17 protein-coding genes are annotated in these 19728 nt (G+C 63.5%); 2 read left to right on the top strand and 15 right to left on the bottom strand.

Features of this window, described 5'->3' with window-relative positions; all coding sequences use genetic code 11:
- Nucleotides 1-144: 144 nt before the first annotated feature.
- The 9 genes from IHQ72_RS30705 to IHQ72_RS30665 all read right to left on the bottom strand — a co-directional run bounded on the left by IHQ72_RS30705 (nt 145) and on the right by IHQ72_RS30665 (nt 11121).
- Nucleotides 145-1170, bottom strand: a complete 1026-nt coding sequence (locus IHQ72_RS30705) for a serine hydrolase domain-containing protein (protein ID WP_258119348.1) — start codon at nt 1168-1170, stop codon at nt 145-147.
- Between the two features lie 64 nt (nt 1171-1234).
- Entirely contained in the window at nt 1235-3217 is a 1983-nt protein-coding gene (locus IHQ72_RS30700) for an ABC transporter permease (RefSeq protein ID WP_258119347.1), read from the bottom strand.
- The gene (locus tag IHQ72_RS30695; RefSeq protein ID WP_258119345.1) at nt 3214-4287 is read right to left on the bottom strand and encodes a quaternary amine ABC transporter ATP-binding protein; all 1074 of its coding nucleotides are present in this window, start codon (nt 4285-4287) and stop codon (nt 3214-3216) included. The genes IHQ72_RS30700 and IHQ72_RS30695 overlap by 4 nt, the downstream gene beginning before the upstream one ends.
- Nucleotides 4288-4363: 76 nt before the next feature.
- The gene (locus IHQ72_RS30690) at nt 4364-5338 is read right to left on the bottom strand and encodes an ABC transporter substrate-binding protein (RefSeq protein ID WP_258119344.1); all 975 of its coding nucleotides are present in this window, start codon (nt 5336-5338) and stop codon (nt 4364-4366) included.
- A 436-nt stretch (nt 5339-5774) separates the two neighbouring features.
- Nucleotides 5775-6560, bottom strand: a complete 786-nt coding sequence (locus tag IHQ72_RS30685; protein WP_258119343.1) for an SDR family oxidoreductase — start codon at nt 6558-6560, stop codon at nt 5775-5777.
- 8 nt (nt 6561-6568) lie between these two features.
- Nucleotides 6569-7333: an SDR family oxidoreductase gene (locus IHQ72_RS30680; RefSeq protein WP_258119342.1), complete on the bottom strand. Its 765-nt coding sequence runs from the start codon at nt 7331-7333 to the stop codon at nt 6569-6571.
- A 145-nt stretch (nt 7334-7478) separates the two neighbouring features.
- Nucleotides 7479-8987: a sugar ABC transporter ATP-binding protein gene (locus tag IHQ72_RS30675; RefSeq protein WP_258119341.1), complete on the bottom strand. Its 1509-nt coding sequence runs from the start codon at nt 8985-8987 to the stop codon at nt 7479-7481.
- A 50-nt stretch (nt 8988-9037) separates the two neighbouring features.
- Nucleotides 9038-9976, bottom strand: coding sequence for a sugar ABC transporter substrate-binding protein (locus IHQ72_RS30670; RefSeq protein WP_123146961.1), 939 nt, complete (start codon nt 9974-9976; stop codon nt 9038-9040).
- A gap of 134 nt (nt 9977-10110) precedes the next feature.
- Complete coding sequence (locus IHQ72_RS30665) at nt 10111-11121, bottom strand: ABC transporter permease (protein WP_258119340.1); 1011 nt, start codon at nt 11119-11121, stop codon at nt 10111-10113.
- Nucleotides 11122-11555: 434 nt separating this feature from the next.
- On the opposite strand from IHQ72_RS30665, the gene IHQ72_RS30660 reads away from it, so the two are divergent.
- Nucleotides 11556-12518, top strand: a complete 963-nt coding sequence (locus IHQ72_RS30660) for a sugar-binding transcriptional regulator (RefSeq protein ID WP_258119338.1) — start codon at nt 11556-11558, stop codon at nt 12516-12518.
- A 369-nt stretch (nt 12519-12887) separates the two neighbouring features.
- Here the strand turns inward: IHQ72_RS30660 and IHQ72_RS30655 are convergent, their stop codons facing one another.
- Together IHQ72_RS30655 and IHQ72_RS30650 are read right to left on the bottom strand one after the other, a co-directional pair.
- The gene (locus IHQ72_RS30655; RefSeq protein ID WP_258119337.1) at nt 12888-13181 is read right to left on the bottom strand and encodes a DUF6958 family protein; all 294 of its coding nucleotides are present in this window, start codon (nt 13179-13181) and stop codon (nt 12888-12890) included.
- On the bottom strand, nt 13174-13674 hold the full coding sequence (locus IHQ72_RS30650) for a GFA family protein (protein WP_258123986.1): 501 nt from the start codon (nt 13672-13674) through the stop codon (nt 13174-13176). Before IHQ72_RS30650 ends, IHQ72_RS30655 begins: the two co-directional genes overlap by 8 nt.
- A gap of 78 nt (nt 13675-13752) precedes the next feature.
- Between IHQ72_RS30650 and IHQ72_RS30645 the strand changes: the two genes are divergently transcribed.
- The gene (locus IHQ72_RS30645; RefSeq protein ID WP_258119335.1) at nt 13753-14424 is read left to right on the top strand and encodes a TetR/AcrR family transcriptional regulator; all 672 of its coding nucleotides are present in this window, start codon (nt 13753-13755) and stop codon (nt 14422-14424) included.
- Between the two features lie 132 nt (nt 14425-14556).
- On the opposite strand, the gene IHQ72_RS30640 is transcribed toward IHQ72_RS30645, so the two are convergent.
- The 4 genes from IHQ72_RS30640 to IHQ72_RS30625 all read right to left on the bottom strand — a co-directional run bounded on the left by IHQ72_RS30640 (nt 14557) and on the right by IHQ72_RS30625 (nt 19671).
- Complete coding sequence (locus tag IHQ72_RS30640; protein ID WP_258119333.1) at nt 14557-16050, bottom strand: xylulokinase; 1494 nt, start codon at nt 16048-16050, stop codon at nt 14557-14559.
- A gap of 20 nt (nt 16051-16070) precedes the next feature.
- A complete protein-coding gene (locus tag IHQ72_RS30635) occupies nt 16071-17393 on the bottom strand; it encodes an NAD(P)H-dependent oxidoreductase (protein WP_258119331.1) in 1323 nt (440 codons plus the stop codon).
- 373 nt (nt 17394-17766) lie between these two features.
- Nucleotides 17767-18873 (bottom strand): mandelate racemase/muconate lactonizing enzyme family protein, encoded by a 1107-nt coding sequence (locus tag IHQ72_RS30630; protein WP_258119329.1) that lies wholly within the window; start codon nt 18871-18873, stop codon nt 17767-17769.
- 60 nt (nt 18874-18933) lie between these two features.
- Nucleotides 18934-19671 (bottom strand): GntR family transcriptional regulator, encoded by a 738-nt coding sequence (locus IHQ72_RS30625; RefSeq protein WP_258119327.1) that lies wholly within the window; start codon nt 19669-19671, stop codon nt 18934-18936.
- Nucleotides 19672-19728: the final 57 nt, after the last annotated feature.

Raw genomic sequence — 19728 nt, 5'->3', positions numbered from 1 at the left:
AGCTTGCAACCCATCGAACCCGTCAAATCCGCTGTGCAGAGGGTCTAAAGCGCGTCGCGTTTGGATGGATTCATGCGAAGCGCCTTAAGTTCTTTTCTGCATCTCGTTATCGCAAAACCACTGCGCGCTTTTGCGCGACATGCATTACTTGCTGCGAGCCTCGCGCACGTCTTTCGTCGCCTCAATGATCCGCTCGAGCAGGGCATGGAGATCGTCGCGGTGGCCGCTGCGGCCGGCGGGGCCGTTTTCATCGGATGTCATGACCACGGTCAACGCCCGCCCGGGCACAACATAGACCATCTGCCCGCCATACCCCCACCCGTAGAAGACCGCTTCGTCCGCGATCTGACGCATGAACCAACCATAGCCATAACCGTCACCGGTGAAACGGGAGGCGGTGCGTGGCTGCCAGGAGAGCTTGATCCAATCGGCCGGCACGAGCTGCCGTCCGCCGCGGCTCATCCCGCCGCTGCGGTAGAGCTCGCCAAAGGCGAGCAGCGAGCGCGGGCTCATGGCTATCTGGTTGCCGCCGAGATAGATGCCCTGTGGGTCGCGGTCCCAGGCGGCGATGGAAAAGCCCTCCTGCGGCCCCAGCCATTCGCGCGCCAGTTCCAGCGTTGAGCGGCCGGTCCGGCGCGTCAGGATTGCCGAAAGGAGATGGGTCGAGCCGGTGGAATAGAGCATGGTACCGCCCGGTTCGTCGTCGAAGGGCATGGCGAGCGCTGCCCGCACCCAGTTGTCGCTTGCCACCCAGCGCCCGTAGTTTGGGCCGGAGGTCCGACCCAGCCCTGCCTGCATGGAAAGCAGATGACCGATCGTAACCTGCTGGAGCCGCGGATCCACGACGGCGGGCAGGTCGCCCTGAAGAAGCGGAGCGATCTTCTGGTCGGGGCCTTGGAGCACGCCCTTGTCGATGGCGATGCCGACGAGCGCTGAGATGATCGACTTGGAGGCGGATTTTATGTTGGCAGGACGTGCCGGAGAGTAGCCGCGATAGCCACGCTCCGCCACCACCGCGCCCTCATGCGCGATGGCAACCGTGCGCAGCGGCGTCAGGCGCTCGGCCTCATCAAAGAGCTTTTCAAGCCGCTCCTCCAGGCGGTCCGCACCGTGAGCAGCGACGGAAAGCATGAGGAGAAAGGCTAGAATCACGGTGGGACGCTTCAGCATGAAGCCAGCTTGGGATGCATTTTGGGCAAGACGAAGGTGGGGCGCGCGATCCTCTATTTTCCGGCTATCCCAGCCTTGCCCGTGCCTTCGCCGTCCAGGCGTTGAACAGCCGGTCGGCGATGATGCCTATGAAGGCGATGGCCAATCCGGCGACGATGCCGCGGCCGGAATCGGCCTTGGACAGCGCAATGAACACTTCCTGGCCGAGATCGCGCGTGCCGACCATGGCGCAGATGATGATCATCGCCAGCGCCATCAGGATCGTCTGGTTGACGCCGAGCATGATCTCAGGCAACGCCAGCGGCAGCTGCACGCGCAGGAACGTCTGGCGCTTGGTGCAGCCCGACACCTTTGCCGCCTCGATCAGTGCCGGCGGCACCTGCCGGAGGCCGTAATTGGTGTAGCGGATGGCCGGCACCACGGCGAAGGCGACCGTCGCGATCATCGCCGTCACGTCGCCGACGCGGAACAGCATCACCACCGGGATGATGAAGCAGAACGACGGCAGTACCTGCAGCGTGTCGATGACCGGCGTGACGACCTTCTCGACGCGGTCGCTGCGCGATGCCATCAGCCCGATCGGAATGCCGATCAGGCAAGCGATGAAGGCCGAGATGCCGCAGAGGTAGACTGTCGCCATAGTCTTTTCCCAGAGACCGGTTACCGCGCAGAAGACGGTCAGCGCTGCGACCAGGGCGGCGAGGCGCAGACCGCCGAGCTGGTAGCCGGCAAGGCCAAGCAGAAACACCGCGCCCAGCCACGGGAAGCCCTCGCAGAAGGCGCGCACCGGGTTTAGCACATTGAGGATCAGCGCCACGCGGAACGCTTCGATCGTGTCGAAGAAGTTGATCGTGATCCAGCTCACTGCTGTCTTCCACATGGGTGCGGTGGTGAAGGTGATCGCCTTCGGCACTGCGGCGAACGCCGGCACGAACAGACCTAGCAGTGTCGTGACGGCAAGGATGGCGATGGCCAGCGTCAGGTTGGGGTAGCGGCGCCAGAAGCTCGGACTGACCATTTGATAGACATGGCCCTTCGCGTGATTGCGCGCGATTGCCTGGCTCAGCCGGTCGAGCGCGATCGCCAGTGCCACGATGGCGAGGCCGGCTTCCATCGCCTCGCCGACCTTTAGCGCGCGCAGCGCCAGCAGCACGTCATAGCCGAGGCCGCCGGCGCCGATCATCGAGGCGATGATCACCATATTGAGCGCCAGCATGATGACCTGATTGACGCCGACCATCAGCGCTGGACGCGCCGACGGCAAAAGCACCCGCCACAGTTTCTGGCGTGCCGTGCAGCCGGCCATCTCGCTGAAATCGTCGATTTCGGACGGCACCCGCGACAGCCCCAGCATCGTCGCGCGCACCATTGGCGGCGTGGCGAAAATGGCCGTCGCGATCATCGCCGAAACCGGGCTGTTGCCGAACAGCAGAAGCATCGGGATCAGATAGGCGAAGGTCGGGATGGTCTGCATCAGGTCGAGGGCAGGGGAGATCAACAGCCTCTCCGCCCAAGGCTTGCGCCACGCCCAGATGCCGACGAACAATCCGGTGACGATGCAGAACGGCACGGCGATGGAGATCAGCCCGAGCGTCAGCATTCCGCTGGTCCATTGGCCGAACAGCGCGATGTAGAGAAAACAGCCGCCGACCAGCGCGCCGAGCTTCCAGCTACCGGCGGCGCGGCCGGCCAGGAATGCAGCGATGCACACGCCGACCCAGGATAGGCGCGGTAAGATGATCATATCCGCGCCACGGCCGATCTTGAAATTCTTGGCAAGCAGATTGAGTGCGAAATCGAGCGGCACGCCGAGCGCCGCGGTGATCGACCGCGTCAGCCAGGAGAAGTTCGACTTTATCAGGTTCATCAGCGCGCTGACCCAGTCGGCGACCGGAACGATTGCGCTGGCCGGATAGTTGACCGCCCAAGGCAGCCTGTCCTGCAGCAGGAACACGGCAAGCACCGCGGCAAGGGCGCAGGCCCAGACCACCAGCCAGATCTGAACCGGCCGCGATCTCGCCTCGCTGGTGCTTGCCGTCACCGTCATGCGCTTGCCCCGGGACGTTCGATGCCTGCCAGAAGATCGATCACCGCTTGCGGCGTGACTTCGCCGATCGGCTTGCCGGTGCCGTTGACCACCGCGAACGGCTTGCCGGCCGAGACGATATCCGCCGAAAAACTTGATATCTTGGCATCCGGCGCGACCACGCCGCCATGCTCGGTTCCGTCGCAGGCGCGCATCAGGCTTCGCGCCGAGATCACCTTGGCGCGGTCGACGTCGCGTGTGAATTCGGCGACATAGTCGGTCGCCGGATTGACCACCAGCTCTTCCGGCGTGCCGATCTGGATGACCTCGCCGTCCTTCATGATGGCGATGCGGTCGGCCAGCCGGATTGCCTCGTCGAAATCATGGGTGATGAAGACGATAGTCTTGTGCAGCATCGTCTGCAGCCGCATCAGCTCGTCCTGCATCTCGCGGCGGATCAGCGGATCGAGCGCCGAGAACGGCTCGTCGAGAAACCAGATCTCCGGCTTGGTGGCGAGGCTGCGGGCGATCCCGACACGCTGCTGCTGGCCGCCGGAAAGCTCGCGCGGATAGAAATGCTCGCGGCCGCGCAGGCCGACGAGCTCGATCACTTCCCGCGCGCGCTTCTCGCGCGTCGGCCGGTCCTGTCCCTGGATGCCCAAGGGAAAGGCGATGTTCTCCAGCACATTCAGATGCGGCAGCAGGGCGAAATTCTGGAACACCATGCCCATGCGGTGGCGTCGCAGCTCGATCAGCGCGGCATCGGAGATCTTGAGGAGATCCTTGCCCTCGAACTCGACCTTGCCATGCGTCGGCTCGACCAGCCGCGACATGCAGCGCACCAGCGTCGATTTGCCGGAGCCGGACAGGCCCATGATGATGAAGATCTCACCCTGTCGGATTTCGAGGTCGACGGCGCGCACCGCGCCGACCAGCCCGGCCGCGGCGACCTCCGCCATGCTGGCCTTGCCGTCGCGCTGGCGGATGAAATTGGCCGCGTTCGCGCCGAACAGCTTCCAGACGTTGCGGCAGGCGAGCTTTATCGGGCGGGCATCTGCCGCTTGCGGCACCTGTTCAGTCGTATCGGCCATGCAATCGTCCTTCTGGAATATGGGATAGAGACCCGGCCACAAGGGGCCGGGTCTCGCAGTTTTCCAGTTGGAACGATCACTCGGCCCAGGCTTTCCAGTCGGCTTCGTGGGCGGCGATCCAGGCAGCGGCGACGTCTTCCGGCGTCTTGCCTTCGAGATCGATCTCGCCGCTCATCTTGTTGAGCTCGTCGGTGTCGACCGTGTAGTTTTTCGCGACCTTGTAGGCGACCGGCCATTTGTCCTTCATGCCGGCCCAGGAATATTTCCAGATCTCGCCATGCGGCTTGCCGCAGTCGTATTTCGCGTCAGGGTTCACGCCCCATTTCGGGTCGTTGTAGCATTCCGGCGTATGGTCGGGGAATTCGACCCATTCGCCCTTGTATTTAGCTGGCGCCCAATGTGGCGAATAGACCCACAGCATGATCGGCGCCTTGCGCTGATAGGCCGAATCCAGTTCGGCGAACATCGCCGCGTCGGTGCCGGCATGGATGACGGTGAAGGGCAGTTTCAGCGCCGCGCCACGCTCGTCGTCAAAACCTTCCCACGTCACCGGACCACCGAGATAGCGGCCGTTCGGCGCCGTTTCCGCCGTCGAGAAGGCTTCGGCGCATTTCGGGTCCTTCAGCGCCTCCCAGTTCGGCAGGCCCGGGCATTTCTCCTTCATGTATTCGGGATACCACCATTCTTCCTTGGCCTTGGGCCCGAGCTTGCCGAGGCGTTCGGTCTGCCCGGTCGCATCCGAGGCCTTCATGGCTTCGCCGGCAGTCGTGTCCCAGAATTCCAGAGCGACAGCGAGATCGCCATTGGTGAGGCCGGTGGTCAGGCTGGAGAGATAGTCGGCGGTCGGGTACTCGACCGTGTATCCGAGCTTTTCCAGAATGCCGCCGAGGATCTTTGCGTTCAGGTTGACGCTGGTCCAGTCGAACAGCGCGATCTTGATCGGATCATTGGATTCTGGCGCCGCCGCATGGGCCGAAGGCGTCAGTGCACTTGCCGCGGCAAGTGTTAAGGCTCCCATTGACAATCTCGAAATCATACTCCGCAGTGACATGCTTGTTCTCCTGTCAAGCTCTGGTGGAAGTTCTCGTTCGTTCCCTTCTTGCGTCTTTTGATTGTGTTGGAAAAGCTGGTCGTTGCGCAAGTCCGTTGGCACCAAATTGCTGTCGGCGCTAAAGTCGCCGCAGACGCAATGATGCCCAATTCGATGAAGTTGTCGTGCGGGACGGGACCGCGTCATGGCCGCCGTGCTGCCGAAGCGGTGATCCGCGGATCGATCGCCGGTCTTGCGGCGCCCTCAAGCTTGCGAGCCATCAAGGTCCCATGATTTCGGCTGTCGGCGGTCGCCGAAGCCATTTTCATGGGATGAAATTATATATACCAACGTTCATGTCGCGCAACGACTAACGCAGCGCGGACCGCGCAATTCGGCCGCAGTTTCGCCGCCTGCCGAATATCCAGCAGATTGATGCGTCAACTTGCTCCGTTGCTCACGACATGATCAGGCCGCCATCGACATTGACGGTCTGGCCGGTGATGTAGGCGGCGTCGTTGCTGGCCAGAAAGCTGACCAGGCCGGAAACGTCCTCGCCGCTGCCGGCGCGGCCCATCGGGATATTCTTCACCCATTCGGCCATCAGCTCACCCGGTTTGTAGTCGCCCATCAGCTTGCCCCACGCAGCGTCGTTGTAGGCCCACATGTCGGTGTCGATGATGCCGGGACAGATCGCGTTGACGGTGATCTTCTCCTTTGCCACTTCTTTGGCGAGGCTCTGGGTGATGCCGACGACGCCGAATTTCGAGGCGGCATAGTGCGGCGTGTAGATGAAACCCTGGCGCGCCTGGCCGGATGCGGTGTTGATCAGCCTGCCGCCGTCGCCATGTTTGCGGATGCGCGCGATCGCCTCCTGGCAGCACAGGAACACGCCCTTGGTGTTCACCGCCATCACCTTGTCCCATTCGGCCTCGGTCATCGCCTCGATCCTGGCGATGGTGATGACGCCGGCATTCTGCACGGAGATGTCGACGCGGCCGAACTGCTGTTCGGCCAGATCGTAGAGGGCAGCGACCTCGTCCTTCTTCGTCACGTCCATGCGCAGCGATGCGACTTTGGCGCCCTCTGCCTTCAGGCCGGCGGCGACCTCTTCGACGCGCGGGTCGATGGCGCTGACGACGACAGCCGCGCCCTCAGCCGCGAAGCGCCGGGCGATCGCCGCACCGATGCCGCCGCTGGCGCCCGTGATGACCGCCGTCTTTCCCTGGAAACGCTTCTGCATTTTCTCTCCTACCAGCAGACGAAGCCGCCATCGACGATCAGGTCGATGCCGGTGACGAAACTCGAGGCGCGGCTGGCCAGGAACACGGTCGGGCCGACCATCTCTTCCGGCGCCGCCATGCGCCCCATCGGCGTGTCGCGCTCGAAGATCCTGACCTGGTCGGCGACCTCCGGCCGCTTGTTCATCGGCGTCAGCGTGTAGCCGGGGCTGACGACGTTGACGCGCAGGCCGCGATCGGCCCATTCCATGGCAAGGCTCTTCGACATGTGGATGACGGCGGCCTTCGACGAATTGTAATGCGCCTGGGTCAGGCCGCGATTGACGATCGACCCCGACATCGAGGCGATGTTGATGATCGAGCCCTTGCGCCGCTTGAGCATGGCGCGCGCCTCAGCCTGGCAGGACAGGAACACGCCGCTGACATTGACGTCGTAGAGCTTCTGCCATGTCTGCAGCGGCAGCGTCTCCGCCGGTTCGGCTCCGGCGATGCCGGCATTGTTGACGGCGACGGTCAGCGCGCCGAGTTCGGCTTCCGTGCGTTCGATCGCCGCCGCGAGATCGGCCTCTGAAGTCACCGTGCCGGTCAGCACCAGTGCCTTGCGGCCGAGCGCCGAAATCTTGTGCGCGGTCTCGTCCAGTCCGCCTTTCGAGGCATGGCCGAAACAGGCGATATCGGCGCCGGCCTCGGCCAGGCCGATGGCGATCGCTTGCCCGATGCCGCTGCCGGCGCCGGTCACCAGCGCTACCTCTCCATGAAGATCGAATAGTTTCATCGAAATGTTTCCTGTTGAGCCGCCGGTGCTGCCTAGGAAGGAAAGGGCGCCAGCCTTGACTGGCGCCCCGCGCGGTCCGGTGCTTGGGAGGATACCACCTGCTGCGCTTTATTCCGATTCCCCGGTTTCGCTCCGTTAAGCTGTCCTAGCTTGTGGCAAGTTCCATGACGGTGACGTTGCTGGCCTCGCTGCGGTCTAGAATGCCGCGCTGGCGGCCACGGCTCAGCACCAGCACGCGATGCGACAGGCCGAGCACTTCCTCGAGGTCGGAACTTACCACCACCACCGCCATGCCGGAGCGGGCGAGGTCGGCGATGACGCCGTAGATCGCGGCGCGGGCGCCGACATCGATGCCGCGTGTCGGCTCGTCCAGGATGAACACCTTGGGCGGCCGTGAAATCCATTTGGCGATGATCACCTTCTGCTGATTGCCGCCGGAAAGCTTGCTGATCGCCTGGTTAGGCCGGCCCTTGACGCCAAGCCGGCCGATGCCGGCCTCGGCGAATTTCTGTACCGCCTTCGGAAATACCCATCCATTCGGCGCGACATGGTCGAAATTGCCGATCGCCAGATTCTCGCCGATGGTCTGGTCGAGCACCACGCCTTGCGCCTTGCGGTCTTCCGGCACCAGCACGACGCCGGCCTTGATCGCCGCCGCTGGGTCATTGAGGTGCACCGGTTTGCCGGCGACACGCACCGAGCCGGACGAAATCGGATCGGCGCCGGCAATCGCCCGCACCAGCTCCGTGCGGCCGGCGCCGATCAGTCCGGCGATGCCGAGGATTTCACCGGCCCGCACCGAAAAGCTGACATTCTGGAAGCTGCGTTCCGGCGAGGACAGGTTCTCGACTTCGAGCAACGTCTCGCTGCCCGGTTCCGAGAGCGGCGGGAACATCCGCTCGACGCTGCGGCCGACCATCTGCTCGACCACGGTGCGCACCGGGATGTCGGCGCGCTCGTGCCGGGCGACGATGCGCCCGTCGCGCATCACGACGACGCGGTCGGCGATCTCAGCGATCTCGTCCAGCCGGTGGCTGATATAGATGAAGGACATGCCTTCCGCCTTGAGCTTGCGGATCTGCTGGAACAACAGTTCCGTTTCTTCGCTGCCAAGCGCGGCTGTCGGTTCGTCGAAGATCAGAAGCTCGGCATTGAGCGTCAGTGCCTTGGCGATCTCGACCTGTTGCTGGGCGGCGATGCGCAGCGTGCGCACCTTGCGATCCGGCGAAACATCGAGGCCGAGGCGCTTCAGTTGGGCCGATGCCCGCGCATTCATAGCCGCGCGGTCGATGCGGCCGCCGCGCATCGGCAGGCGTCCGACATAGACGTTCTCGGCGACCGACAGATCCGGCAGCAGCTTCAGTTCCTGGTGGATCATGCCGACACCGGCGTCGATGGCCGCGGCGGGAGAGGCGGGGGAATAGGGCTTCCCCCGCCATGTGATGGTGCCGGCATCGGATTTGGTCGACCCGGCGATGATGTTCGAAACGGTGGACTTGCCTGCGCCATTTTCGCCAAGCAGCGCCACGACCTCGCCCGGCCGCACCTCGAAGCTCGCATCGGCCAGGACCTGGACCGGTCCGTAGCTCTTGCAGAGGCCGCTGACGAAGAGCCCCAGATGCGGGGTCTGCGTGTGGCTGGGATCCAGGGACATCGTTCCGCTCGTTAACCGTCAGAAATGCTTGGGATCAGGGATGCCTGATATTATGGATGCTTGGCGATGAACTGATCGACATTGTCCTTGGTGGTCAGCGTCGCGTCCTGCAGCTGTTCTGCGGGAACGGTTTCGCCGGCCACCAGCTTGATCGCCGCATCGACGGAAAGCCGGCCCATGCCTTGTGTCTGCTGCGTCGCGGTTACGTCGAAAACGCCGCCCTTCAGAGCCTTGAGCGCCGCCACGTCGCCGTCGAAGCCGGCAACCCAGACCTTGTGGCCGGGATTGGCGACCTTGACCGCCTGCGCGGCACCGAGCGCCAGCGCGTCGGCCTGGCCGATGACGATCGATACGTCGGGATGGGACTGCAGCAGATCCTGCGTCAGCTTGAAACCTTCGTCCTGATGCCAGCCTTCGCTCCATAGCTCGCCGACCACCTTGATGTCGGGATAGGCGCTCAGTGCTTCGCCACAGCCCTTCGACCGGTCGACCTCGGGCGTCGTGCCTTTCTGGCCGTGGATGATGATCAGCTCGCCCTTGCCGCCGGCCTGCTTGGCGATGTAGTCGCACACCGCCTTGGCCGACGCCACGCTGTTGGTGGCGATGAAGGTGTCGCCGGGTGCGCCTTCGGCGTTGCGGTCGACATTGATGACCGGGATGCCGGCCGCCTTGGCCGTCTTGGTCGGCACGGTGGCAGCGGTGGCGCCGGCCGGGATGTAGATCAGCGCATCGATGTTCTGCGTGATCAGATCCTGCACCTGGCTGACCTGGGTCGCCGAATCGCCCTTGGCATCGACGGTGACGATTTCGATGCCCTTTTCCTTGCCATAGGCTTCGACGGACTGCTTGATCTGGTTGAAGAAGTCGGCCTGCAGATTGGCCACGGCAAGGCCAAGCTTCTTGGCCTCCTTGGCCGACGCCATGTCGGACAATCCGAGCAGCGGAATGACGGCCGCGGCAGCAAGCAGCAATGAACGTTTGGTCAGCATGTGTTTCCTCCGTTGATGTTCAATCTGTCCTGCCGGCGCATCACGGCGCCCCCTTGGCCGAACAACTCCCAGTTTCGGATCACCGATCCGTTTTCGCCCGGACCTCCCAGGCGAATCTCATTGCGCGCCGCCCTTCATTGCGCTCTGCGCCGCCATGTATCCGTGGCCACCGCCAGCGCGATCACGACGCCGATCACCACTTGCTGGATGAAGGGCGACACGCCGAGCAGGTTCAGCCCGTTGCGAAGCACGCCGATGATCAGCACGCCGATCGCGGTGCCGCCGATCGAGCCGATGCCGCCCGACAGGCTGGCGCCGCCGATCACCACCGCGGCGATCGTGTCCAGCTCGTAGCCGAAGCCGGAGCTCGGCTGGACGGAATCGAGCCGTGCCGCAAGCACGATGCCGGCAAGCCCGGCCAGCACGCCGCAGATCGCATAGACCCAGTTGGTCAGCGACTTGACCGGTATGCCGGACAGCCGCGCGACCTCGGCGCTGCCGCCGATCGCGTAGAGGCTGCGGCCGGTCGCGCGGTAGTTCAGGAAGATCGCGAAGATGATGGCCAGCACGATCATCAAGCCGACGGTGACCGACAGGAAGCCGAAATGGCGGATAATCGACAGGCTGGTGAACCAGTCGGGAAAGCCGATGATCTGCGAGCCGTCGGTGATCATGTTGGCGAGACCGCGCGCCACCGACATCATGGCCAGCGTGGCGATGAAGGGCGGCAGCTTGGTGACGGTCACCAGCAGGCCTGAAACCAGCCCGCAAAGTCCAGCAACGACGAGCGCAGTGACGATGCCGGCGGGCATGCCGAGATTGAGATGGTCGGGATGGGCGACGAACCCCATCACCATCGCGGCGAGCGCCAGCACGGAGCCGACGGACAGGTCGATGCCGCCGATCAGGATGACCAGCGTCATGCCGATCGCCATGATGCCGAGCACGGTGACCTGGTCGAGCACGTTGAGGACGTTGCGGACGGTCAGGAACGTGTCGGTGGTCAGCGACAGGGCAAGGCACAGCAGCATCAGGCCGATCAGCGGTCCCATGGTCCCGGCGAACAGGGCCGAAAGCTTCGCACTCGCCGCGGCCTGTGTACCTGGGCCGGCCTTCAACTCGCTTGCACCGTTGCTCAGAGCCATTTTGTCTCCTCCGTCAGCGATCCGGCGATGCGTCGTCGGCTCACTCTTGCTCACCAGGCACCTCCCTGTGAACAATTTATCTTTGATATGCAATTTTGTTCAGCTAAACTGTTCGTCGGAAAATTGTCAAGGCCCGCCGCATCATTCCACGCCGGTTTGCGCCGCCAGCCGGCTTGCCTTACGAAAGGGCATGCAATCCCGCGTTTCAGGTCCGCTCTCATCCCTGCGACTTCGTTTCGGCTGCTTGAGCAGGGCAGGACGGTCAAGACAAAGTAAATGTTGACCATTTTGGCTTTCATCTCGCGTTGTAGACGGTATCCTGTCGATGTCTTAAATCTTGAATCCTGGGCGCGCAGTACGATTTCGTGGCGCTTGGTCGGATACGCCATTTGAATGGCATTTAAGGATTCGGACGACCGCGGGAGGGCAAAAAGATGGCGATGACGGAGAATGACAAGGCCTCGCGCTTCCCGGATGCCGAGCTGAAGGCCCGTGCCGCGTGGCACTATTATGTCGAGGGGCTGACGCAAGAGAGGATTTCGGAGATCCTCGGGATCGGTCGCATCAAGGTGCATCGCATCCTGTCCGCCGCGCGTGAGGAGGGCGTCGTCCAGTTCCGCATCCGCGACAGTGTCGTCGAATGCTTGGTGCTGGAAGAGGCTCTGAAGCAGCTTTTCGGGCTCAGCCAGGCCATTGTGGTGCCGTCGGCGGCTGACCGAAGCAATGCGCCGCTGATGATCGGCCATGCCGCGGGCGCCTATCTGGCCGACAATGTGAATGCCGGCGATGTCATCGCACTGGGCTGGGGGCGAACGCTGAAATTCGCCATCAATGAATTGCCGCGGCGGCCGATCGCCAGGACGACGGTGGTCTCCATGCTGGGCGGCCTCACCCATGCCCAGCCGCTCAACCCGACCGAGAGCGCCTGGGAATTCGCCGAAAAGATCGGCGCCGAGTGCTTTCTGCTGCCGGTGCCGGTCTATGCTGACAGGCCGGAGCAGCGCGAAGCCTTCATGAGTCAGCGCAGCGTTCAGGACGTTGTCTTCCGCGCGCGCCGGGCAAACATCGCCGTGCTCAGCGTCGGATCGTTTTCCAATGACAGTCCGATCGCCAATTACGGCTTCATCAAGCCCAGCGAACTCGAAGAGCTTCAGGCGGCCGGCGCAGTTGGCGATATTTTATGCCATTTTATCGACGCCGAGGGCCGGCCCGTCGACCATGAGGTCAACCGCCGGGTCTGCGCCTATCCGCTGCAGGACCTGTCGGACATCCCGGCCATCATCCTGGTCTCGGGGGGGCAGGAAAAAATTGCCATCATGCGGGCGGCGCTCGCCAACACCAAGATATCGGTTCTGATCACCGACGAGGATGCGGCCAAGGGCCTGCTCAACCGCTAAGTTTTGCGCGCCTAGGACAGAGGCACCTCAAAATTCACAGGGCTTGGGGCGGCTGTCATACGACCAGTCCGCGAGAGCCACTGGCTAGAATTCTCCTTCGATCGGTCTGCCGTCATCCAGTCTTGCGAGGCGATGCCTTTGCCGGTGAGATAGTTGATGTCGCAACTGCCCACGTTGTTTCCACGTCGCCATCGGACGTCTGGACGTTCCAGTCCCCGTACCGGCTAATAGCCGGCGACCAGGAATTTGCCACCGCGATGGACGACCATGAGTGTCTCGTGAGGACGAGCATTGTCTGGACAACTCTCGCCGTGAGGGAGCAAGCGGCCGCTGCCGGTCCTGCTGGAGACGATCAGGACAATGTATACGCTATTGCTTTCGATGCAGGCGAAGCGGCTTGGTTGCTTCCCGCTCGATCCTGCCTTTCGCCTCGAGATCAAGCTGAGCGGCCTTGAGCCACCAGCCAGCCTTCGCGCCGCCCGGAAAGAGGTCCTGCGGCAACAAGGGCAGCAACTTTTGTTTGGCCTCCGCAACAGTCAGACCGGGGGCGGCGGGAGGCAAGACCGCCAGCAACGCCCCCTTCATGGCCTCGTACTTGGCTTTGTCGACGCGCACGACCCGGCCAGGCGATGCCACGTTCTCAACTTCAATCTTTTCAGCCATCGATCTTTCCACTCACGTAGTCGATTTCAGGGGTTCGAAATCCCATCGCCGCCCAGGACGAGAGAAGCCTCCACATGAAGCGGCCGGAATGCGCCCGCATTTCAAGCGGTGGTCGATCGTCTGCGGGAATGCGCTCCTTGTAGAGGGTCAACCAGTGGCCTTTCGTGAAGTCGAGGAACATGGCGGAGTTGCACCACGTCGCCACGACGCGCCTCGTCTTGGAGGAGGGCTCAAGTCGATGCTCGGCCAAGAGATCGTGGCCGCGTACGCAGCGTACCCGGTCCCTGCGGAAAAGGACGACGCTTGTCCCGCCATCGGCTTCCAAGAGCGGTGGTGCACCCGGAAGCGCCTCCAGTTGCCGGCCTGCGCTCTGACAACTTGCGCAATAGCAGGCGGCGCTGACGATAGGCTTGCCGCCGGCTTCCAAGAGGACACGTCCGCATACGCAGGTCGCAGTCCAGCTTTTTCCCTGAAATCCGTTCACGATCATCATGTCCACCCGAACACCCTTATTAGACTGGACCGTCTAGTTTGATTTGTCAATGCGTCCGGCCTATAGTGCGGTTAGGACATGGACTTGATCCTGGAGGGGCGAGAGGCGGCGATGCTCAATGGTGCGAAGACGCGCGTCGAGCGCACGCGGAGATCGATCATCTCGGCAGCAGCCGATCTGTTCCTTAAGCATGGCTTTCTCGGCACGAACATGGACAAGATCGCTGCCACCGCCAAAGTGTCGAAGCAGACCGTTTACGCGCATTTCCAAAGCAAGGAGGCGCTGTTCCTCGAAATCGTGCAAGGAATGACGGGGGAGACCGGCGACGAATTGCAGGAGCAGGTCGCCGATCCCGAAGACGATCTGCCGATCGAACATTTTCTTCTCGATTTCGCCGACCGGCAGTTGACCATTGTCATGACACCGCGGTTGATGCATTTGCGGCGGCTGGTGATCGGTGAGGCGGAACGCTTCCCCGAACTGGGCAGGGTGCTGCATGAGCGTGGGCCTGGCCGGTCGATCGGCCGGCTCGCAAAGGCTTTCGCCCGCTATCAGGAGCGTGGCCAGATCAAGGCAGATGACGTGCATGCCGCCGCGTCATTTTTCAACTGGCTTGTCATGGGTGCGCCGGTCAACGACGCAATGCTGCTGGGCAGCGACGCAATTCTGCAGGCGGACGCATTGCAGGCCCATGCCAAAGAAGCGGTCCGTATCTTCCTCGCCGCTTACTGCATCGACGATTCGGCTTGAGAGGAACGGCCACAAAGCGCTCGGAACGAGCCATCCGTTATCGGACAAGGACGTCCGCATCGGGTCGGAACAAGTTCGGCCGTGAGCGTGGCCTGCCGAAGAAGGTTTAGGATTGGCGACCGCTCGTCGAATTCACGTTATTGCGTTGCCGAGCCGAACATGGATGTCGCGCGTAGCCTGATAGAGGTCGCGGTAGATCGCCTTGCGCGCGCGGTAATGGGAGACCAGCCCGTCGACCGGCTCGACGTGCCTGGTGGGCGGCGCGGTCATCGCCTCGGCCGCAATCTCGGGCGAGGCAAACCATCCGATGGCGGAGGCCGCCAGCATGGCGGCGCCGAGTGCTGCGGCTTCGTTGACTGGCGAGACGGAGAGCGGCCGCTCGAGCACGCTTGCCATGATCCGCATCAGCAGCGCCGAATTGGAGCCGCCGCCGGCGGCGATCATCGCCGCCGGTTTGCCGCCGGCTTGAGTTTCCATTGCCTCGCTGGCGATCGCCTGCTCGAAGGCGATGCCTTCCAGAACCGCTCGAAAAAGGTGCTTCGGCTCATGGTCCAACGACAGGCCGACAATGGCGCCGCGCGCCGCGCCGTCCCAATAGGGGCTCATGACGCCCGCCCAATACGGCATGACGAGCAGGCCCTCGCTGCCGGCAGCGACATCCACCGCCGCCTTCTCCAGCGCTGCGGCCGACGGCGAGCCGGTGGTGCGAACGATCCAGTCGACCAGTTGCATGCCGGAGCGCAGCACGGTCTCCAGCATGAACCCCGAGCCGGTGGGCGAGACCAGCGTTCGAAACGCGTCCGACGTCGCCATCCCATGGGAATAACAGCCGCTGACGACGCCCGAACCGAGCGAAAGATAGCTTTTGCCTTCGCCATAGACGCCCATGCCGAGTCCCATCGCCTGGCCGTCGCCGGCGCCGGCGACAACAGGCGTGCCGGCCTTCAGGCCGGTCAGCCTGGCCACGCTTTCACTAAGCCTACCGCAGATCGCGCCGGGCGCGACCATTTGCGGCAACTGGTCCGGCCGCAGTCCTGCGGCCTCGACGAGCTCAGGGTGCCAAGTGCCATTCTTGATGTCGAGCAGCCCGAGCGGATCCGCACTTGCCGTGCTGGTGACCAGACTTCCGGTCAGCCGGTGGACGAAGAAGCCGTGCACGTCGACGAGAGCGGCTGCGTCGTCGAGCGCTTGCGGCTGGTGTTCGGCAAGCCAGGCGATCGCATAGAGCGCGGGCGTCGGGTCCGGCGGCTTGCCGCTCCAGTCGCGGATCGCCTCGCGGCCGAGTTCAGCTGAAAGCCTGATGACTTGCGGACGGGCGCGCTCGTCCAGCCACAGGATCGCGGGAATAAGCGGCTTGCCGGCATGATCAATCAGCGTAAAGGTCTCGCGCTGGTGGGCGATGGAGATCGCCGCCACCCGCGCAGCGCCAACCGCCTCAGTGACCTGCTTCAAGGCGCCGAGCAGCGCGGTCCACCAATGTTCGGCATCCTGCTCGAAATGGCCGGGCTTGGGATTTGAAAGCGGATAGGCTTCGCGCGCCTGGAACAGCTCCTTGCCGTCGCGCGTGAAGGCAATCGCTTTCACGGCCGTGGTCGAAGCGTCGATCCCGATTACGACATCGTCCATCAGGCGGAAATCCAGCGGATTTAGGCGGCGTTCGTAACGAACCGTCCGTCCGACTGGTCGAGACGACGGCGGATCTGGGTTATCACCATCGAATCGTCGGGTACACAATTTTCATAGGTGAGGAAATCGCCTGTCTTGACCGGTTTGACCACCTTGGCGCGTTCGGCGAGGCCGAGCGGCAGGGCGCCACGGGCGCGCGCGTCCACCCAGGTCATGGCGAAGCCGCGATAATCGTTCTCGCCGATCATGCCGAGCGACTGGCCAAGGGCAAGGTCGCTCTTGGCAACCGCCACCGCCTCGGCGACCGGATGATCGAGCGGCTCCATGTCGGCGCGCTTGTAGACCACGGCGCGCGCCGCCGACAGCGGCACTTCCAGGCTGGTCAGGTGGTAGGGGCGGAAGATCGTGAAATACGGACCCTTGCCGACCTTGAGGTCGATCATGCGCTCCAGCACGCGCGGATGCCGCGTCTCGATGATGCAGAACACGCCGGGCGCCACGCCCTTGCCGATCGAATAGTCTACCACGCCCTTGCGATGCAGCACGCCGCCATCCTCCTGCGGGCAAAGCACGCTGGCGAGTTCCTCCAGCGTCGCGGTCGGGCCGTGCATGCCCGGCACGTCGGGCACCAGGCCGGTGGCGTTGGCGATCGCCACCATCTCGATCGCCGTCTTCGAGCCGTCGACGAATTCGACCAGCATGCGCGCATTCATGTTGCGCTCGGCCGCCTCCTTCTCGTAGTCGGCGGGCAGGGCGTCGATCTTCAGCGGATTGTTCTTGCCCTTGCCGGCGGCGATGATGTTGAAGCCGAGGCTCTTGGCAAAACCGATGATCTCCAGCGTGCAGGCCGGCTCGTCGCCGGCGGCACCCGTATAGACGACGCCGGCCTTGCGCGCCTCTTCCTTGAGAAAGCGCCCGATCGTGATGTCGGCCTCGACATTCAGCATGACAATGTGCTTGCCGTTCTTCATCACTTCGAGCGCGAACAGCGTGCCGATGTTGGGATTGCCTGTTGCGTCGATGATGACGTCGATGCGGCCGGCGGACGCCAGCGCATGCAGGTCTTCGGTCACCGCGATCTTGCCGGCCTCGATGACGCGGTCGATCGCCGCTGCAGTGCCGGCCTGCACGATATCCGAGCGGTCGTGGCCGGCGAGAAGCGCTGCGTCGATCGCCGCCTGCGGCCTGACCTCGGAAATGGCGCCGATCCGCATGCCCGGCATCAACGCCACCTGGACGACGATGTCGGTGCCCATCTGCCCGGCGCCGGCAAGCCCGATGGTGATCGGTCCCTGCTTTTCAGCGCGCTGCAAAAGTTCCGCTGCAAATTGCGGATGGGCCATGTCGCTTCCTCCAGCTCTTGCCGCGCGGCGGCGTCGAAGTCATTTTGAACATTCCTATTTCTAATTGAAAAATATTTCAACCCATTGCGAACTCCGATTTTGGATATGTCTGCGCACTCACGGCGGGAACGGTTGATCGCAATCTGCGGGGAGCGAAGACGGCGAGGACCGGCAGGTGATCTCGGGCGGTGAAGAGCTAGACTGGCGTGGTCTGGAGCAGCCAACAGGAGCCGCAGCGACCATACATGGCAGGTCGCTCCGCGGCGTGATTTTCAGCCAACAGCTAAACGGCGCCGGAACCGCTCAGAAATAGCCGTTCGATGCTTCGAGCCGGAGGTTGATTGGCGTTGCGGTGATGCAGCAGATCTTCATCTCAGATGCCGGCCTCGAAGAAGGGCGCGCCAAGCAGGTCGGGAACGACGTCGATGCCGAGGCCCGGCCCGTCCGGAATGCCCATGCGGCTTCCCGAGACCGGCGGCTTGTTCGATGCGGTGCGCACCGTCACCCATTCGTGGAAGGCGATGGCGTGCAGCCGGCGCTCCTCCGGCGTCGACAGCGACAGATGCGCCATTGCTGATGTGTCGATCTCGGCGCCGCCAGTGTCCTCGACGGTGATCATGAAGCCCAAATCGACGGCAAGGTCGCGGATCTGGCGCGTCTTGGTCACGCCGCCGAGCCGCGAGATTTTCAGCGTCAGCCCGTCGGCCGCTCCCTTGCGGTGGATGTCGAGCATGTCGTCCAGCGAGGCGACGGATTCGTCGAGCACCATCGGCTTGTCGAGAGAGCGGCGCACCGACATACATTCGTCGATCGTGGTGCAGGGCTGCTCGAACGTGTAGTCGATGGCGCGCGTCGCGTCACTGAACTGACGCGCCTGATAGGACGTCCAGCCGGCATTTGCGTCGCAGAAGATCACCGTGCCCTTCGGCACCGAAGCGGCGACCGCGGTGACGCGCTCGATGTCGTCATGGACGTTGCCGCCGACCTTGACCTGCAGCCGGTGGAACCCGTCCTTGACGATGCGCTTGGCCAGTGCGGCCATCCCATCGACCGTGCCATGGGTGACGACCTTGTAGAGCTCCGCCGTCTCGCTCTCGCGCCCGCCGAGCAGCGTGACCAGCGGCACGTCGGCGGCGCGTGCGGCGAGATCCGAGCACGCCATGTCGAGCGCCGACTTGATGTAGGGATGGCCCTTGAACACCGTGTCCATCAGCCGGCCGATACTGGCCAGCCCGCGCGGATCGTGGCCGAGCAGATGCGGCGCGATTTCCATGACGCCGGCGCGAACGCCGGCCGCGAATGCCGGCGAGTAGAAATTGCCGAGCGGCGCCATCTCGCCCCAGCCGGTCAGCCCGCTGTCGGAGGTGATGGCGACGATCACCGCGTCGAACGCGTCGGCGACACGCCCTTTCGACATACGGTAGGGCCCGTCCACGAAGGGCTGCACGACATGGTAGGCCTTGATGGTTTTGATCTGCACGTTCTCTGTCCGTTGTCTGTGATGTCGCGACGAAACCGCCAATTGGCGGCTTCTGTCGGCTCAGCTGCCGTCTGGTCGGTTGCGCGTCGGGCCAAAGCGATCGGCCTTGGCGCCCTTGGAGTCGCGCTGTTCGAGGCTGCGCGCATAGGCGAGCAGTTCTTCGAAATCGAGGTCGATATGCTCGCGGGCGTGGCGCTGGGCTGCGCCCATGTCGGCGCCCTTCAGCAGTTGCACATAGGTCTCGTGGATGTCTTCGGCAGGCACCGGCTCGTTGCGCGCCCGCTGGTGCAGGGCAAAATACATCTGCAACCGGCTGGTCAGCCGCTGCCAAGTTTCCAGCAGCACCGAATTGTCGGCCCATTCATGGATCAGCCCGTGCAATTGCAGCGCGGTTTCGATCTGCCTTGTTGTGTCGCGGTCGCGCGTCGCCTGCTTTACCGCCTCGTGGCGCCGGCCGAGCTCGTCGAAGAAGCACTGGTCGCGCAACGGCCAGCTCAGTTCGATGGCGAACTCGTCCAGCACCTTATTTAGCGAATAGGCGTCGTCGATGTCCTTGGCGGTCACATCGATGACGAAGGTCCCGGCGTAGGGGATGCTGGTCAGGATGCCCTCCTGCACGAGCTCGCGCATCGCTTCGCGCAGCGGCGCGCGGCTCACCCGCATCTGCTCGGCAATCCTGAGTTCGTTGAGCTTCTGCCCGGGTTCCAGCTGGCCGGTCAGGATCGCGCGCCTGAGCAGCGCCACGATCTCGGCGCGTCGTGTCGTATCCGCGATCGGAGCGAAATCTGCCTTTCCCATTCGGCCTCCACAAGGAACCGAAACCAACAAGCAGATTGTCGACAATCTGACAAGACC

The sequence above is a fragment of the Mesorhizobium onobrychidis genome, assembly GCF_024707545.1.
GTDB lineage: Bacteria > Pseudomonadota > Alphaproteobacteria > Rhizobiales > Rhizobiaceae > Mesorhizobium > Mesorhizobium onobrychidis.
This window is presented reverse-complemented; position numbering and strand designations above follow the sequence as displayed.

Bases quoted from the DNA above. Each gene is read 5' to 3' on its own strand.
- IHQ72_RS30635 (WP_258119331.1), bottom strand. From the start codon at position 17,393: ATGGCCCATCCGCAATTTGCAGCGGAACTTTTGCAGCGCGCTGAAAAG.
- IHQ72_RS30675 (WP_258119341.1), bottom strand. From the start codon at position 8,987: ATGTCCCTGGATCCCAGCCACACGCAGACCCCGCATCTGGGGCTCTTC.
- IHQ72_RS30650 (WP_258123986.1), bottom strand. From the start codon at position 13,674: ATGATGATCGTGAACGGATTTCAGGGAAAAAGCTGGACTGCGACCTGC.
- IHQ72_RS30680 (WP_258119342.1), bottom strand. From the start codon at position 7,333: ATGAAACTATTCGATCTTCATGGAGAGGTAGCGCTGGTGACCGGCGCC.
- IHQ72_RS30670 (WP_123146961.1), bottom strand. From the start codon at position 9,976: ATGCTGACCAAACGTTCATTGCTGCTTGCTGCCGCGGCCGTCATTCCG.
- IHQ72_RS30690 (WP_258119344.1), bottom strand. From the start codon at position 5,338: ATGTCACTGCGGAGTATGATTTCGAGATTGTCAATGGGAGCCTTAACA.
- IHQ72_RS30655 (WP_258119337.1), bottom strand. From the start codon at position 13,181: ATGGCTGAAAAGATTGAAGTTGAGAACGTGGCATCGCCTGGCCGGGTC.
- IHQ72_RS30695 (WP_258119345.1), bottom strand. From the start codon at position 4,287: ATGGCCGATACGACTGAACAGGTGCCGCAAGCGGCAGATGCCCGCCCG.
- IHQ72_RS30640 (WP_258119333.1), bottom strand. From the start codon at position 16,050: ATGGACGATGTCGTAATCGGGATCGACGCTTCGACCACGGCCGTGAAA.
- IHQ72_RS30625 (WP_258119327.1), bottom strand. From the start codon at position 19,671: ATGGGAAAGGCAGATTTCGCTCCGATCGCGGATACGACACGACGCGCC.
- IHQ72_RS30700 (WP_258119347.1), bottom strand. From the start codon at position 3,217: ATGACGGTGACGGCAAGCACCAGCGAGGCGAGATCGCGGCCGGTTCAG.
- IHQ72_RS30685 (WP_258119343.1), bottom strand. From the start codon at position 6,560: ATGCAGAAGCGTTTCCAGGGAAAGACGGCGGTCATCACGGGCGCCAGC.
- IHQ72_RS30660 (WP_258119338.1), top strand. From the start codon at position 11,556: ATGGCGATGACGGAGAATGACAAGGCCTCGCGCTTCCCGGATGCCGAG.
- IHQ72_RS30705 (WP_258119348.1), bottom strand. From the start codon at position 1,170: ATGCTGAAGCGTCCCACCGTGATTCTAGCCTTTCTCCTCATGCTTTCC.
- IHQ72_RS30645 (WP_258119335.1), top strand. From the start codon at position 13,753: ATGGACTTGATCCTGGAGGGGCGAGAGGCGGCGATGCTCAATGGTGCG.
- IHQ72_RS30665 (WP_258119340.1), bottom strand. From the start codon at position 11,121: ATGGCTCTGAGCAACGGTGCAAGCGAGTTGAAGGCCGGCCCAGGTACA.